This is a genomic window from Natranaerovirga pectinivora, from assembly GCF_004342165.1.
Lineage (GTDB): Bacteria > Bacillota > Clostridia > Lachnospirales > DSM-24629 > Natranaerovirga > Natranaerovirga pectinivora.
In genome coordinates this window covers 199,199-213,778 of record NZ_SMAL01000001.1, presented here as the reverse complement: position 1 = coordinate 213,778, position 14,580 = coordinate 199,199, and the positions used below count along the sequence as shown (strand labels likewise).

Annotated in this window: 18 protein-coding genes; all 18 read right to left on the bottom strand. The window is 31.6% G+C overall.

Features of this window, described 5'->3' with window-relative positions:
- Window position 1: 1 nt before the first annotated feature.
- The 18 genes from EDC18_RS01045 to EDC18_RS00960 all read right to left on the bottom strand — a co-directional run bounded on the left by EDC18_RS01045 (window position 2) and on the right by EDC18_RS00960 (window position 14,577).
- Entirely contained in the window at window positions 2–1,165 is a 1,164-nt protein-coding gene (locus EDC18_RS01045) for a stage III sporulation protein AE (protein WP_132249374.1), read from the bottom strand.
- A gap of 68 nt (window positions 1,166–1,233) precedes the next feature.
- On the bottom strand, window positions 1,234–1,620 hold the full coding sequence (gene spoIIIAD, locus EDC18_RS01040) for a stage III sporulation protein AD (protein ID WP_132249372.1): 387 nt from the start codon (window positions 1,618–1,620) through the stop codon (window positions 1,234–1,236).
- A 14-nt stretch (window positions 1,621–1,634) separates the two neighbouring features.
- On the bottom strand, window positions 1,635–1,829 hold the full coding sequence (gene spoIIIAC / locus EDC18_RS01035) for a stage III sporulation protein AC (protein WP_132249370.1): 195 nt from the start codon (window positions 1,827–1,829) through the stop codon (window positions 1,635–1,637).
- Window positions 1,830–1,877: 48 nt separating this feature from the next.
- Window positions 1,878–2,399 carry a stage III sporulation protein AB gene (locus tag EDC18_RS01030; protein WP_132249368.1) on the bottom strand — a complete coding sequence of 174 codons (522 nt, stop codon included), beginning with the start codon at window positions 2,397–2,399 and terminating at the stop codon, window positions 1,878–1,880.
- Between the two features lie 17 nt (window positions 2,400–2,416).
- Window positions 2,417–3,367, bottom strand: a complete 951-nt coding sequence (spoIIIAA, locus tag EDC18_RS01025) for a stage III sporulation protein AA (protein ID WP_207669148.1) — start codon at window positions 3,365–3,367, stop codon at window positions 2,417–2,419.
- A 97-nt stretch (window positions 3,368–3,464) separates the two neighbouring features.
- Window positions 3,465–4,022 (bottom strand): elongation factor P, encoded by a 558-nt coding sequence (gene efp, locus EDC18_RS01020; RefSeq protein WP_132249366.1) that lies wholly within the window; start codon window positions 4,020–4,022, stop codon window positions 3,465–3,467.
- A 76-nt stretch (window positions 4,023–4,098) separates the two neighbouring features.
- The gene (locus EDC18_RS01015) at window positions 4,099–5,166 is read right to left on the bottom strand and encodes a M24 family metallopeptidase (protein ID WP_243115032.1); all 1,068 of its coding nucleotides are present in this window, start codon (window positions 5,164–5,166) and stop codon (window positions 4,099–4,101) included.
- Between the two features lie 5 nt (window positions 5,167–5,171).
- A complete protein-coding gene (gene aroQ / locus EDC18_RS01010; protein ID WP_132249364.1) occupies window positions 5,172–5,618 on the bottom strand; it encodes a type II 3-dehydroquinate dehydratase in 447 nt (148 codons plus the stop codon).
- A complete protein-coding gene (locus EDC18_RS01005) occupies window positions 5,596–6,120 on the bottom strand; it encodes a shikimate kinase (protein WP_132249362.1) in 525 nt (174 codons plus the stop codon). Before EDC18_RS01005 ends, aroQ begins: the two co-directional genes overlap by 23 nt.
- Window position 6,121: 1 nt before the next feature.
- Window positions 6,122–6,997 (bottom strand): shikimate dehydrogenase, encoded by an 876-nt coding sequence (gene aroE / locus EDC18_RS01000; protein ID WP_165878413.1) that lies wholly within the window; start codon window positions 6,995–6,997, stop codon window positions 6,122–6,124.
- A complete protein-coding gene (locus tag EDC18_RS00995) occupies window positions 6,997–7,500 on the bottom strand; it encodes a YqeG family HAD IIIA-type phosphatase (RefSeq protein ID WP_132249358.1) in 504 nt (167 codons plus the stop codon). The genes aroE and EDC18_RS00995 overlap by 1 nt, the downstream gene beginning before the upstream one ends.
- A 272-nt stretch (window positions 7,501–7,772) precedes the next feature.
- Window positions 7,773–9,269 carry a PilX N-terminal domain-containing pilus assembly protein gene (locus EDC18_RS00990; RefSeq protein ID WP_132249356.1) on the bottom strand — a complete coding sequence of 499 codons (1,497 nt, stop codon included), beginning with the start codon at window positions 9,267–9,269 and terminating at the stop codon, window positions 7,773–7,775.
- 1 nt (window position 9,270) lies between these two features.
- The gene (locus EDC18_RS00985; protein ID WP_132249354.1) at window positions 9,271–9,699 is read right to left on the bottom strand and encodes a prepilin-type N-terminal cleavage/methylation domain-containing protein; all 429 of its coding nucleotides are present in this window, start codon (window positions 9,697–9,699) and stop codon (window positions 9,271–9,273) included.
- Window positions 9,700–9,701: 2 nt separating this feature from the next.
- Window positions 9,702–10,175 carry a type IV pilus modification PilV family protein gene (locus EDC18_RS00980; protein ID WP_132249352.1) on the bottom strand — a complete coding sequence of 158 codons (474 nt, stop codon included), beginning with the start codon at window positions 10,173–10,175 and terminating at the stop codon, window positions 9,702–9,704.
- Between the two features lie 330 nt (window positions 10,176–10,505).
- Window positions 10,506–11,948, bottom strand: coding sequence for a prepilin-type N-terminal cleavage/methylation domain-containing protein (locus EDC18_RS00975; RefSeq protein WP_132249350.1), 1,443 nt, complete (start codon window positions 11,946–11,948; stop codon window positions 10,506–10,508).
- Window positions 11,949–11,994: 46 nt separating this feature from the next.
- The gene (locus EDC18_RS00970) at window positions 11,995–13,356 is read right to left on the bottom strand and encodes a VWA domain-containing protein (protein ID WP_243115043.1); all 1,362 of its coding nucleotides are present in this window, start codon (window positions 13,354–13,356) and stop codon (window positions 11,995–11,997) included.
- Window positions 13,357–13,387: 31 nt separating this feature from the next.
- Window positions 13,388–13,870 carry a hypothetical protein gene (locus EDC18_RS00965; protein ID WP_132249346.1) on the bottom strand — a complete coding sequence of 161 codons (483 nt, stop codon included), beginning with the start codon at window positions 13,868–13,870 and terminating at the stop codon, window positions 13,388–13,390.
- A 47-nt stretch (window positions 13,871–13,917) separates the two neighbouring features.
- Window positions 13,918–14,577: a hypothetical protein gene (locus EDC18_RS00960; protein WP_132249344.1), complete on the bottom strand. Its 660-nt coding sequence runs from the start codon at window positions 14,575–14,577 to the stop codon at window positions 13,918–13,920.
- Window positions 14,578–14,580: the final 3 nt, after the last annotated feature.

Sequence of the window (14,580 nt, the reverse complement as noted above, 5' to 3'; positions counted from 1 at the left end):
ATCACCTAGCCATATAAATCATATTTGTTGAAATTGATATGATTGCTATACTTATAACAAATAATAATACAACTGTAAAAACTGTTCCTAATAAAAGTTTTGTAGTATCCCCAATACCTGATATACAATTTACTACTCTTTTGCTAGAAATTGGCTGCACAACAGCGGCTACACCTTTATAAATAATTAAAAAGGATAATATTTTTACTAGTGGTATAAAACAAATTATTAGAATAATAATAACACCACCTAAACCAACAGCATTTTTTATTAAAACTGTAGATCCTAAAACAGTATCTGCAACACCATCTAAAGAGGGACCAACAACAGGTACTATTTGCATAACATTTTTAATGGATCTATTTGCTACAGAATCAAAAATTGGCATCGTTAAACTCTGTAATAAATTTAATCCAAAAAAGAATACGGTAATTGACTTTAAAATCCAAGCTATTGCCACTTTAAACATCTCTGTTAATTTTGATAATATATGCTCTTCTGTTATGTTATTGGCTATCTCCAATAGAACCACAAGATTTATAAGGGGTATAATGGTCTTTAGTATAAACCAATCAATTATACCAATTAACACAAGAGTTGTTTGATGAAACATTATTGTAGAACTAAATCCCCCTGACAATGAAACAGTTGCAAAATAACTTGGTATTAATGCATACATAAAGGTAAGCGCTTGACTAATAACTTGATACGCAATTCTACTAACCAACTGGAAGGTGTTAATAAGTAATGCTGACAATATTAGGTAGGTAACAAAAAAGCCAACCTCACTAATATATTTACTATTAAAAGCAGATGTAAAGTTGGTAAATATGGCCATAATCACACAAACAATTATGACTTGTACCATTAGATTCATATTTAAAACAACTTCTTTTAATAAATTATCTATTAGCATTCTAAACAAGCTCATTACAGAAATATCAAGTTCTCCTGATATTATCCCATCCACTAGAGATCTGAAATTTAAGGGTTCGTTACCTACTAACTCCATTTGTAGACTGTTTATAGATACTTGAATAGAGTCATAGTCTACAGACATTTCTTTTTGTTTGTTTACATATTCTTCTTGATTTATATTTTGAGCAAAAGATTTAGGCGAAAATGCTATTACAAACATAATTATTAGAATGCATCTTTTGAACATTTTAATTCTCCTATCTTTAGCAAAAAAAGTAGAACTTACTTAGAATCTCACTAATAAGTTACTTTTTATTAAGTTAAAAACAATGATATAGTATCTATTATTGAAAGCAATATTGGCAAACTAATAACTAATATAGATAACTTGCCTACTATTTCAATTTGTGAAGCGATTGCAGAATAACCAGCATCTTTACATAATTGAGAACCAAACTCTGCAATATAAGCTATTCCAACAATTTTTAGTAATATATCTATATAAATATTACTTATGCTTACGTTATTGTACAAACGACTAATTGTTTCAACGATTATATCCAATTGATCAATGGCAAAAAAGAATATAATAATTGCTGTTACAAGGCTAATATATACGCCATATTCTTGATTTCTATTTTTAAATTGTAATGCTAGCATCACAGCTACTATTCCAATTACTGAAATTTGAATGATATTCATAAACCCTCATCCTTTTATAGGTGAAAAATTCTTCTTATTGTTTCAAACAAATCATTAACATATGGTATAACCCAAAATAAAACAAGAACTAGTCCTGCTAATGTGGTCAAAAAAGCATGTTCATCTCTTCCTGTATGTTTTAGTACTGTATTGATTACAGATACCAATATACCAACTGCTGCGATTTGAAATATCAATGTGATATTCACTAACCATTCCCCCTCATATGTGTTTTATAATGCAATATTTTTATTTATTTAGATAAATACTATTGCAGCTAATAATCCCCCTAGAACACCTAAATTTTTGTATAACTTTTGTGACTGTCCATTATTATTGGTAAGATACTTTATTTCTTCCTCTAGCTGTTCTAAATACAAATCTATTGTATTCAATTGCATTTCCTTATCTAAATACCCTAAGGTATCTCCCAGTTGCATTAACTTAGTAAGATCTTCTTTTTTTAAAAAACTACTTTTTAAATGTTTTTCAATAGAACTATTCCAAATGAGTTGAAGATTATTGCCATTGAATTTTTTTAATTCCTTAGAAACTTCATTGAAAAATTCTTTAAAGGGGGCAACACTTCTATTAGACAACTCTTCTAATGCTTCTGGCAAAGGGGTCATTCCATATTTTACGTCCCCTCTTAACATTATTAATAGTTTTTTTAAAGTGTGTAATTCTTCTAATCGGTAGGTTAATGATTTGCTAAAATATAGTCCTAATAAGGTTGAAGAAGTTAAAGTTATTATAATCCCTAGTATTTTTACATACATTTTTTTCACTCCATTTTTTATATAATTAAAGGTTGTCTATTTTCATCATAAATACCAACAACTTGTCCTATACCTGTTCTATTGCTTAAAACGATATATCTTTCAAATGCTTTATTTCTAACAAGTTTATTTAATATTGGCTTTTGCTCCATATCTTCCATAGATTGTCCATGGACTGTACATATTAATTTACAGCCTGAATTCATAACATATTCAATAGCATTTATATCAATTTCACTGCCAATTTCATCTACTGCTACGACTTCAGGAGACATAGAACGAATGAGCATTAACATGCCATCTGCTTTAGGGCAACAATCTAATAAGTCTGTCCTAATTCCTAAATCATTTTGAGGAATGCCATTGTAACATCCACCAATTTCTGAACGTTCATCAACTACGCCAACTGTCATTCCCCGTCTTTTTAAATTCCCATTTGAGATTTGTCTTACAATATCTCTTAATAATGTGGTTTTACCGCATCTTGGTGGGGAGATGATCATCGTATGATAGAGAGAGTTATCTTTAACAATTGCTTTTACTACTTCATCTGCACACCCCTTTATTTCATGTGAAATACGAACATTAATAAAAGATATATATTTTATATTTTTTATTTTTCCTGCTTCCATAATCACTTTGCCAGCTAAACCTACACGATGGCCACCTTGAATGGTTATAAACCCTTGTTTGATATCTTCTTCAAAAGCATATAGAGAATAATTACTTATGTACTCAATGGTTTCTTTGATTTCTTTATTGGTTATAATGTAGCTATTTTTAGGATCATAAGTTAATTCTCCTGATTCATTAATAAAATACTCTTTGTTCTTATAAACTACGATAAGAGGCGAGTTCATTCTCAGCCTTATCTCTTGCAAATGCTCAAACTTCATTTCAGATAACTTACCTAAAACCGAGCGTATGTTTAAAGAAAAAATTCTAATTACAGAACTTTTTTTATCTATCTTGTCCACCTCCTCTTATGAAATTATATGAGGGGCATTATGTATTTATGATTTTTTTTACAAAAAAAAGTGGAGAACAATGTCTCCACTTTTTTCTTTATGCTCTTGACAGGTATTCACCTGTTCTAGTATCAATTTTAATTTTATTCCCTATCTCAACGAATAGAGGAACATAAACTGTTGCACCTGTTTCTACTACTGCTGGCTTAGTTGCCCCTGTTGCCGTATCACCTTTAAGACCTGGCTCAGTTTCAGTAATTTCTAATTCAACAGTTATTGGAGGTTCAATACCAAATACCACATTATTGTGAGATAGTATTTTTACCATTTCATTTTCTTTTACAAATTTTAAAGCATCACTTAAATGACCTTTATTTATAGCAATTTGCTCATATGATTGTACATCCATAAAATGGAATAATTCTCCATCATTATACAGGTATTGCATATCTTTACGTTCAATATGTGCAGTTGGCATTTTTTCACTTGGTCTAAATGTTTTTTCTATCACTGCTCCTGTTTTTAAGTTTCTAATTTTTGTTCTTACAAAGGCCGCACCTTTACCTGGTTTTACATGTTGGAAATCTATTATAACATAAATAGCACCATCATATTCTATTGTTAAACCATTCCTAAAATCTCCTGCTGAAACCATAATATTCCTCCTTAGAATTACTCTTTAATAGTTTATACTAATATCTTTAATTTTTCAATAGTTTTATATTTTAATTCTATAACTCAATTAATTCTTTAGGTGATTTTGTAAGATTAATGACACCATCTTTTTTTACAATAACAATATCTTCAATTCTCACCCCACCAAACTTTGGTACATATATTCCTGGTTCAACAGTTACCACCATATTTTCTTCTAATGTATCATGCCCTAAAGGAGACAATCTAGGTGATTCATGGATATACAAGCCTACAGCATGACCTAGTCCATGTCCAAAATACTCACCATAGCCTTTTTCTTTAATTAAGTCCCTTGCAACCTTATCAGCATCAATTCCTGATATGCCTTCTTTAATTGTTGAAATTGCCTTTAATTGAGCTTCTAACACCGTGTTGTAAATTTCTTTTTGTTTCTCATTTGCTTTACCAATTACCATAGTTCTTGTCATATCTGAACAATAGCCCTTATAAACACAACCAAAATCCAAGGTCACAAAATCACCAGATTCAATTTTTTTATCACTTGGACTTGCATGAGGCATAGAAGAATGTACCCCAGAAGCAACAATACTATCAAAGCTTAGTTTTGAAGCCCCTTCCTTTTTCATAAAGAATTCTAGTTCAAGGGCTATCTCTTTTTCTGAAATACCTGGTTTTAGCACATCTAATATATAATCAAAAGCTTTATCGCCAATAGAAACAGCTTTTCTAATATTTTCTATTTCCTCTTCTTCTTTTACCATTCTTAAACTTTCAACCATGTCAGAAATGGGTACTAGTTTTTTAATCTTTAACCCATCTTCTAAAACTGCAAATTCTTGATAGGTCACCGTATTCTGTTCAAATCCTATAGATTCTATATTATCATCCTGTATAATTTTATTAAAAGTAGCAATATGTCCTTCTGCCAACATATCTACAACTTCAAAATCTTTACATTCATTAGTTGCTTGTTCCATATACCTAAAATCTGTTAATATGATTTGCTTATTCTTTGAAATATACAAGTATGCAGTAGAACCTGTAAATCCACTTAGATACCTACGATTTAAACCATTATGAATAATCATTGCATCTAAATTATTCTTTTCTAGCTTTTTAATTAGTTTTTTTATTCTACTCAAAAAAACTACTCCTTTTCATTTAAATACCCAAGGATTCCATCGATAGCAAGTATATATCCCTTAAGACCTAAACCGGCTATCTGACCTACACAAACTGGGGCTGTTACTGATTTATGTCTAAACTCTTCCCTTTTGTGAATATTTGATATATGCACTTCAATTGTTGGAATGTTAACAGCTGAAAGTGCATCTCTTATAGCTATACTATAATGGGTATATGCTGCAGGATTAATAACAATACCATCAATTTTATTATGATAACATTCTTGAATCCTATCAACAATAGCTCCTTCAGAGTTAGATTGAAAGCATTCTATACTTATGTTTTCTTTTTGTGCTTTTTCTTCTATTATTTTCTTAAGGTACTCAAAATTATTGTTACCATAAATGGACGCTTCTCTTATTCCTAAAAAATTTATATTGGGCCCATTAATTACCATTAGTTTTTTCATAAATACCCTCAACCTCTTTAATAATTTCTTCTAAACTCTTATCATCTGTATGAATAATATAATCCGCTGCATTTTTATAAAACTTTTGCCGATCCTCTAATAACTTAGTTATAAACTCTAACTTGTCTTTACCTTCTAGCAAAGGTCTTGTTGTGTCATTTTCAAGTCTTAAAGCTATAGTTTGTGGAGAAGCACTAAGATATATAACCATTCCTATTTCTTTCATTAATTTAACATTTTCGTCTTTTAAAACCATTCCACCGCCTGTTGATAAAATAATAGAATGTTTTTCTTCATCAAGAAGGGATTTTAATACATTGGTTTCACTTTGTCTAAAATAAGATTCACCTTTATATTTAAAAATATCTGATATACTTACTTGTTCCTTTTCTTCAATTAAAGCATCTGTATCTAAAAAATCTAATGTGAATGCACTAGAAAGCAATCTTCCTATCGTTGTCTTACCTGATCCCATAAACCCTACTAATACTATATTTTTCAATTTATTCACCTTTTACTAACTTATATAATCTTCTTAATAATTCATCAGATTTTTCATCATCAATATAACTACCCGTCCATATTTCAAAAGATAATACAGCTTGATACACTAACATTTTTAGTCCATTGATTGCATGACCGCCATTAGCTACTACTTTCTTCATAAAAAGAGTTTCTGCTGGCTCATAAATAGCATCTACACCAAATTTGATCATTTTATAAAAATCATCTTCTTCTATAACAGCTTCTTCAAGATAAGTAGACATTCCAACTGGTGTTGTTTGAATAGCAATGTATTTCTTGTCTGGTAATTTTTTATAGTCTTTTGTACTTAAGACATTGATCTCTGCATCTGGATAGTATTCTTTCACACTATCCACTAATATTTGTGCGTTGTCAACATTTCTATTGAGAACGTATATTGCAGATGCGCCTTCACGGGCACTCATATAGGTTGCAGCTTTTGCAGCACCACCTGCACCTATAATAATAACATCTTCGTCCTTTAAGTCAAAACCTTCACTTGTTATAGATTTATATAATCCATTAATATCTGTGTTATATCCTTTATAACCATTTTCTAACCTTTTCATAGTGTTAACTGCACCAATTCTTCTTGCTTCTTCATCAATTTCTACAAGGTGAGGAATAACATCTTTTTTAAAAGGAACTGTAACATTAAAGCCCTGGACATTAGCTGCCCATAACCCTTCAACAGCTTCCTTTACTTTATCTTTTTCTACTTTAAAGGGAACGTATATTAAATTGTTATTACTAAGCTTTCCAAATGTATTATGAAGCTCTGGTGATAAGGTATGTTCTACAGGATTACCAATTACTCCAAATAATTTACTTCTACCATTAACGCATCTAATCATCATTTACCACTCCTTTTTTGATATATATCTAAAATCTTTCTTTCCGTATTTCTTTTAATCTTCGTAATCCATTCTTCTTTGTCTTGTATTGGTACCACTAAAATGGTTTTAATCCCTAGTCTATTACCACCTAATACATCTGTAAAAATTTGATCACCAATGATTACTGTTTCTTCTTTCTTAGTCTTCATAAGATACATCGCTTTTCTTAAGTTCCTTCTAAAAGGTTTTAATGCTTTGTGTATTGCAATTAATTTTAGACGTTCATTAAACTTAATCACTCTATCTTTGTTATTATTAGATGCCAAACATATCTTAAACCCTAGAGCTTTAAGTTCTTCAAATAAAGTTATGATTTTATCATCAGGATGAGCCACATCATAAGGTACTAATGTGTTATCAATATCAAAAATCAAACCTCTTTTCCCTTCTTCATATAATTTTTTATAATCAATGTCGTGTATTGAATCAACATATGTGTCTGGAAATAGTTTTTTTAGCATATTTATCCATCCTTATTAGTATTTTATTATATAACCTAACTCATATTCTCTGTTAAATGAAATCATCATAAACTTATTATGCTCATTATATCAATTCTAAATTATCATGACAATACTTTCCTTTTTTATAAAATTATGTTCAACTGGCTCCCTATCACATAAAACATAGAATTACCAGCTTATTTTAAGGAATAAAAAACCATAAAAAAGCTTGAAATACAGTTTCTCAACTGATCCAAGCTTTTAAATTCTATAATTGTAAAAACAAAACACTATCTTTCCCTTATTGGCGTTTTGCCTATAATAAGATTATCTACTTCAACATCATCCGTGTTAGGAGGAAAAAATGGGATATCTACACCCTCCATTAAATCATGATTCAAATAAGCACCACCATCCAATTGAATAGAGTTGCCAATTACTGAACCTTTGACTGTGGCTCCACCTTCTATTTTAATATTTGCATTAGGCGCATAAATAGTACGTACAATAGCATTTGTTCCCCCATCTAAAACAACATTATTTCCACCTGAAATAATGGTACCAAACACACCACTTCCGGCACCAAAACTAATATTGGCAGATTCAACAAAGATTGAGCCATAAATCTTTTGACCCCCAGCTAAGCTGAATGGGTTATTTCCTCTATATACAATTTCTAGCTGGTCAATTTTTGATTGAGTTATTGAACCTCCAGGACTAGGGTTATTCATACTACTAGAAGAACCAAAACTTATTTTATCAAGAACATGAATGGTTAATTTTCCAGCTCCCATTATGTTTATATGACCATTATTCATATTTAATTCATTAACAACAATTGTTCGGTGTCCACCGCCCAAGTCAATATTAAGTGTATAATTACTAGTTGCTGTTATTCTGTTAAACTGATAATTGCCATCCAAAACCAAAGTGTTAAGTCCATGCTGTGGTTGTAATAGATGGCTAGTGATATTTAAATTTCCATCTTTTACAAGGTCATGTTCATTCCATGGTATATTAATTTTTTTGTTAGGATATAAAGGTAAGTTATCTGGATAACCAGGAGTAGGAGGCATTAATAATTCACGAACTTCACTTAAAGGTTGCGGGGTGGCATGATTAACCCCATTAACTACGTCTGCACCACCACTAGGACCAACAAATATCTCCCCATTAACAGTACCTCCACCACTTATTGTAATAGAACCCGCTTGACTTGAGTTCGTTCCAATAGGTCCAGTTATTGTCCCATTAGGTACCGCAATAGAACTATTTGAGAAAATAACCATGTCTGTAAAAATACTCTGTGTTGACTTTGGTATCCATTCAATTGTTACGGAAGACAAAAGTCTTCTTTCTCTACCATTAACACTTCCGATAGATGCAATTTGATAAACCCTAGGATTACCACTATTGGGAATGGGATCAGTAAAAACAACCTCTGAAAATGTAGTATTTCCAAATGAATCTTCGAAGGTTATCATGCTCTCTCCTAATTGTTCATAAATCTCTGTAAAGAAACGCTCTTCCTGATCTCCTTCTGAACTATTATAAATTGACAATACTTCTGACTTTATCATTTCTATATGTTCAACTATACCAGCTTCAGAAATGTAATATGCAGCCTGTAAGTCCCTATCCATCTTGGTTAATGTGTTATTTGTAAAACTCAAAGACATTAAAGGAATCCCTAATACAGAAACAACAACCAACACGAGTAATACAACAATTAACGCTGATCCTCTATGATCCTCTAGTAAAGTTTTAAACTTACTCCATATCATCATATCACCACTCCCTTATGTATATGACATGTTCCATATTAATACTATTTTCGTGTTTGCCATCTATAGTAATATTAATCGTGATTTTATTACCAACCTTTGTAACAAAAAAATCAGTAATGCCTCTATTTAAGATACTACCGTTTTTTAGTAATGTATCCCCTTGCATTTTATAGTCTAAACTTCCAACAGAAATTCCATTATCTAATATAGATATATCATTAATATCTACTCTTCTTATTTCTCTATCCAATTCTCTTATAATCCCATTGACTGCACGTTGGCTATCAATAATATCTGCTTGTTTAAAAAAACTATTGATAAACATTGAAAAAAAAGAAAAACCCAAGGTAAAAACAATACTAATTATGGCAATAACAACAATGATTTCAATTAATGTAACCCCTTTTTTGTTAAACAAATCCTTTTTCATTATTAACTACCGCCTTCTTCGAATAACCAAATAAACCTAGATTCAATTTGTGCCAGTAACTTTGTCTCATTATTATCATTATATATTCTAATTAGGAGTTTAATTATTCTACCTTCCCTCTCTATTTCTTCTACAATCCAAAAATCCTTTTGATTCATTAAATAATCAAAATCCGAGTTGCTTAACCAGTCTTTATTAATGCCTTGGAGAGGTGGTTGTACCGTTAAATCACGACTTTCCATATACCTTTCTTCTACGATCTGTTGAGCTATATTTGATGCTTCCATAGTCCTTCGAGAGTCAATAACCATCATAAATGAGTGATTCAACAGACCAAATACAGGAATCATAATAATGCTAATAATAGCCAAAGCAACAATTATTTCTATTAAAGTAACTCCCGCATTTTGATTTTTATAATTAAAGTTTCTATTATTATTAATACAATTATTGTTTTTATTTTTACATTTAATCATAATCTAACCCTCCTATAGCAGGTTGGTATAAACTTTACTAATATTGGCAAAGCCAGATATTTCGTTTAATACTTACTTTATAGTACTAATTATACCATATTATATAAAGGTTGTGGGGGGGATTATGTTTATATAAAAATGTACATTTTAACAAATATTTTTTTATAAAAATTTATCCATTGTTAATAAAATTACATAGTAGGGGATATTGTCATTAACTGGCAAGACCTTTAATAAGAAATACAAAAAGAGCCAATCTGTTAGAATCGACTCTCCTTTTTTAGAGGGTTAAATCATTATAGGGCTTAACTTTTGCTAATTCGTTCCATTTTATGCTGTCGGACTATATTTATTATACAGGTAGTTTTCAACTGTCTCTAAATCTTGACCTGAAATATCTCTGTTATAAATAATTATTTCTCCTATTTCTAACTGAGAGTGCCAATTGATTCTCACTGGACCTATATTAATAGAAGAAACAGGTAATTGTCTCGGCACCACCACTTCATTACCATCTATCCTAAAAATTATATTATTTTGAGTAATAATGCCTGTAAACACATGCCAATCATGATCTGGTGTTTTACTTTGGCTAGCATAATAATGATCATTAATTGCATTTCGAAGATAATAACATAAAGACCCAGAATCGTTCCAGCCAAAGCCCCATGAACCTGAACCACCATTTATTATTAAATTATGAGGGCTACCACTATGGTTTTCCTGTATCTTTGCAGATACAATTACTGATAAATTGGTTGTATTGTTTGGAGAAAACAAACCAGTACTCATAGTAACACCTTGATAACCCCTCAAGCTTTTTCCCCATTGATTTGCACTATATTCTAGTTCCACCAGTTGGGGTTGTGAGACATTTTGATTTTGGATAGCATCCCTTTTACTGGATGATAAATCCAACCATCTTTTTGCATATATTTCATTTGAGTTTATTGTTCTTACTTGATTTGTATCTTCTTTGTTAATATAAGAGGCATCTAAATGAAGAACAAGCCCCTCAGTAATAGGAAGACCTGATATAAATACAGGGTTACTGGGTATCGTTACTCCCATTTTTCCTGATTTTGCCGCTGGTGTGATGGTATAAATTATGTGTCTTCCTCTATAGCTCGAGTGTATATTATTCAGATTACTTAAGGTTTCATTCGGTATGATAATATAATCATTAGGATATCGTGGATATTTTACACCTATTTCTGGCTCTTCTGGATTTTCAATCATTGGTATATTAAATCCTGCTCTTGATACATACCATTTATGTAAGTTCATTAAATTTACATTATTAGGATCTGTAATTACAGGCGTACTTGATCGAATATTCAAAGAGGGCGTAGATATATAGGCATGAGATATTATATTGCTTCCACTTCTTAAATCAATCCCAACATTACTAATTGTAGCCACTTCAAATTCAGGCATCCTAGTATCCGCCACAATGGTATAAATCATACCACTACTACCAACGTAGACCTCTCTTGGATAACCCTTCACTGAGCGTTGATAGGGGGTTCCTTGAAATATGATATAGCTTTGTTGGCCTGCTGGTGTACTTCCTAAAATAACTTGATTTTTAACCTCTTGCATTTGAAGTTCTATTTCTTGCTGTGATTGAAATACTTCATCTGTAAAATTTTTGGTCGCACTGGTCATAACATACATATTAGAAAATGAAGCTATAATACTAATAGCAATTATTCCTATAATAGCCAATCCAATTATGATTTCAATTAAGGTAAATCCTTTTTTGTTCCACATAAATCCACCTCGTTATATTTATAATAGCGCTATGACCATTCTTTTTTTAAAGATTTGGTCCTTTAAGATGCCATAAATCATTAACAATTTCGTACCTAATCGTTTCAAAGACTACACTAAGATCATTTCCATCACCTGCTAAAAACACACGTTCAGGTGGGGCACCACAGGCATTGGCTATATCATTTACACTTAATAAATCACTAGCCCTAGATGAAAAACCAATAACATAAACTTTAGCAAAGTTAGTATTCCTAATCATACTTCCTATTAAATCCACATAAGCGGTGCCATGGGAATCAAGACTAGAACCATTTCCTGCAATTTGTCCTGTACTATTCCATGGAGACCTATTTCTATACTCTGAAGAATGATCCAAAATGTTATTGCCATGCGTAACATAATTGATAGCGCTGGTCTTTTCTACACTGGCAAAGGTTGTAACCCCATCTACCAATATAATAATATAATTGCTAGGAGTAATACCAGGTCCAAGAGTACTATTATGCGCTTGTAAGCCTCTATAAGCCCGTCTTATCCCGTCCCCTGTATTTGTTCCTCCTACAGCAATCAAGCTATCTATATCACTAATTAAACTAGCAGTTTCTAACCTGGCATTTCTGAAGGGCTTTGGGTTATTTGCAGACGTTGAAAAGGGAACTAGGGAAATATCAATATTACTTTCTTGAGCAAATCCATTTATGAGGTTTTTGGCTTCATTTTTTAAAATTGCAATTCTACGTGTGCTGGCAGGTCCACTGTCATTTCCTGCCATGTTCCAAGCCATACTACCAGAAGTATCTAGAACCATTGCAATATGACCTATAACACTGTCCTGTCTATCTTCGCCTCTATACGCCACTGCTGTTGCAGGATTCGTATCAGACCCGTAGTTAATGATTTGTAAAGTATTAAAAGTTTCTATCTCTGAGTTTATATCTATTTTTTTGTAGACAGTTCCATCTATTGATGCTTCAACAAAAAAACGAAGTAAATTATCTTCACTATGGGAGCTAATTTTTTCAAAACGAAGGTTATAAGAAATGTTGTTTTGATGGGCCACGAGGACCTCTTTTACATGCTGTGCAATAGTATTGTCCCATCTATAATTAATAATTTCTTTTTTATCCTCACTCACACCAAAATAATGCCAGCCAGGGGTAAGATTACTTTCCTGAAAGCTAGTTTCAGGAATAGCAAAAAGAGCTGTTGAATACCTAATAATTTGATTTGTTTTTTCCAAAGCCATCCTTATAGATGACTGCAACTGATACTCCTCTAAAGACATTTTATGAACCTTGGTACCAAAATTAAGCATGCTGAAGATAATCGTTGATATTATGCCTAACAACGCTATTCCAATAAGCAATTCAACAAGGGTAATGCCCTTATTATTCTTGAGTCTCATTTTCAAATATATCCCCCTTACAACCCTATCATCAATTTGGATCCCAGCGCTGCACCTCTGGATTGTGAACTAAAAATCTCAATCGGATGATACGGGTAGCATCCATATTAACCAAGGTGCCCTTAGAACGAATTTCTACCCAACGTTCACCAGTATCTATAGCACGTATTTTAATCAAAACCTCACCATTATCTAATGTGAGCGTATCTTCTAGCTCAGGAGTGTTGGCTAAAGGAATATGACTTCCGAATTGACTATACAGTAAAGTATCCTCTGCTCCCCCTATTATACCTTCTTGTAATAATGCCGCCATAGCTAATTCTATACCAGATAAAGCAATATAATGGGCCTTTACCATTTCCTCTTGACGTTTTGTTTGCCTTAAATTATTGCTAAACAGAATTATGACAGAGGAAATAAGTATCATTAGAACCATAAAGGTCATTAATATGATTGGCAATACAGCTCCATCCCTGCTTCTTAAAACATTTAATGCTTTTTTTTTCATACTCATAAACATTCTCCTGGTTAGTCAGATAAAGTACTATAATTAGTAGATCACTAATTATTTGAATTAAATAAACTTTGTGGTATGCCTTCCACTGGTCTACCAATAGGTATATTATTTATAAACTCCTCGGGGATAAAGCTGTGTGGAATCTCGCGACCCTCATAATAAAACCTGTAAAAAGACAGATTCATATTCACACTTATAAATTCATCCTTTTCCGTAAGATTTATTGTACTAATCACTATTCTATCCTCATGTTCATTGATATAGTTTAGTAACTCTTTTAGGCGTAAATAGTTGGTTTCATAATTTACAGTAACATCTACTTTCGATGCTTCTATCTCTCTTCCATTTTCGTTTTGTGTTAATAGAATCTCTTCTTGTGATAGACCTATATTGGTAAATAATATATTAGTTGTTAATTCCATATGATTCAATATGGATAGTACCTTTTCTTGATGTATTGCCCCAGGAAACATACTTTCTATTGCCTCTATTTGTTCAGTATATGCCACTATCTCTGACTCTAATAATGCTCTATTTTTTTCTTTTCCAAGTAAGATGGCATATTGATTCTCTAACTGTTGAATTTCTAACTCTAAGGCTTTTTTGTCTCTATCTATGGGTTTATAACCATAATTGTAAACCACAATGATTATTAACAACACACCAAGAATAATTAAAGTGTTCTTATTCTTTTTTTCAATCATATA

Excerpts from the sequence above, each read along its gene's own strand:
- efp (WP_132249366.1), bottom strand. The coding sequence starts at position 4,022 with ATGGTTTCAGCAGGAGATTTTAGGAATGGTTTAACAATAGAATATGAT.
- EDC18_RS00965 (WP_132249346.1), bottom strand. The coding sequence starts at position 13,870 with ATGAGTATGAAAAAAAAAGCATTAAATGTTTTAAGAAGCAGGGATGGA.
- EDC18_RS00970 (WP_243115043.1), bottom strand. The coding sequence starts at position 13,356 with ATGAGACTCAAGAATAATAAGGGCATTACCCTTGTTGAATTGCTTATT.
- EDC18_RS00975 (WP_132249350.1), bottom strand. The coding sequence starts at position 11,948 with ATGTGGAACAAAAAAGGATTTACCTTAATTGAAATCATAATTGGATTG.
- EDC18_RS00980 (WP_132249352.1), bottom strand. The coding sequence starts at position 10,175 with ATGATTAAATGTAAAAATAAAAACAATAATTGTATTAATAATAATAGA.
- EDC18_RS01030 (WP_132249368.1), bottom strand. The coding sequence starts at position 2,399 with ATGTATGTAAAAATACTAGGGATTATAATAACTTTAACTTCTTCAACC.
- EDC18_RS01045 (WP_132249374.1), bottom strand. The coding sequence starts at position 1,165 with ATGTTCAAAAGATGCATTCTAATAATTATGTTTGTAATAGCATTTTCG.
- EDC18_RS00990 (WP_132249356.1), bottom strand. The coding sequence starts at position 9,269 with ATGATGATATGGAGTAAGTTTAAAACTTTACTAGAGGATCATAGAGGA.
- aroQ (WP_132249364.1), bottom strand. The coding sequence starts at position 5,618 with ATGAAAAAACTAATGGTAATTAATGGGCCCAATATAAATTTTTTAGGA.
- EDC18_RS00960 (WP_132249344.1), bottom strand. The coding sequence starts at position 14,577 with ATGATTGAAAAAAAGAATAAGAACACTTTAATTATTCTTGGTGTGTTG.
- EDC18_RS00995 (WP_132249358.1), bottom strand. The coding sequence starts at position 7,500 with ATGCTAAAAAAACTATTTCCAGACACATATGTTGATTCAATACACGAC.
- EDC18_RS00985 (WP_132249354.1), bottom strand. The coding sequence starts at position 9,699 with ATGAAAAAGGATTTGTTTAACAAAAAAGGGGTTACATTAATTGAAATC.
- aroE (WP_165878413.1), bottom strand. The coding sequence starts at position 6,997 with ATGATTAGATGCGTTAATGGTAGAAGTAAATTATTTGGAGTAATTGGT.
- spoIIIAD (WP_132249372.1), bottom strand. The coding sequence starts at position 1,620 with ATGAATATCATTCAAATTTCAGTAATTGGAATAGTAGCTGTGATGCTA.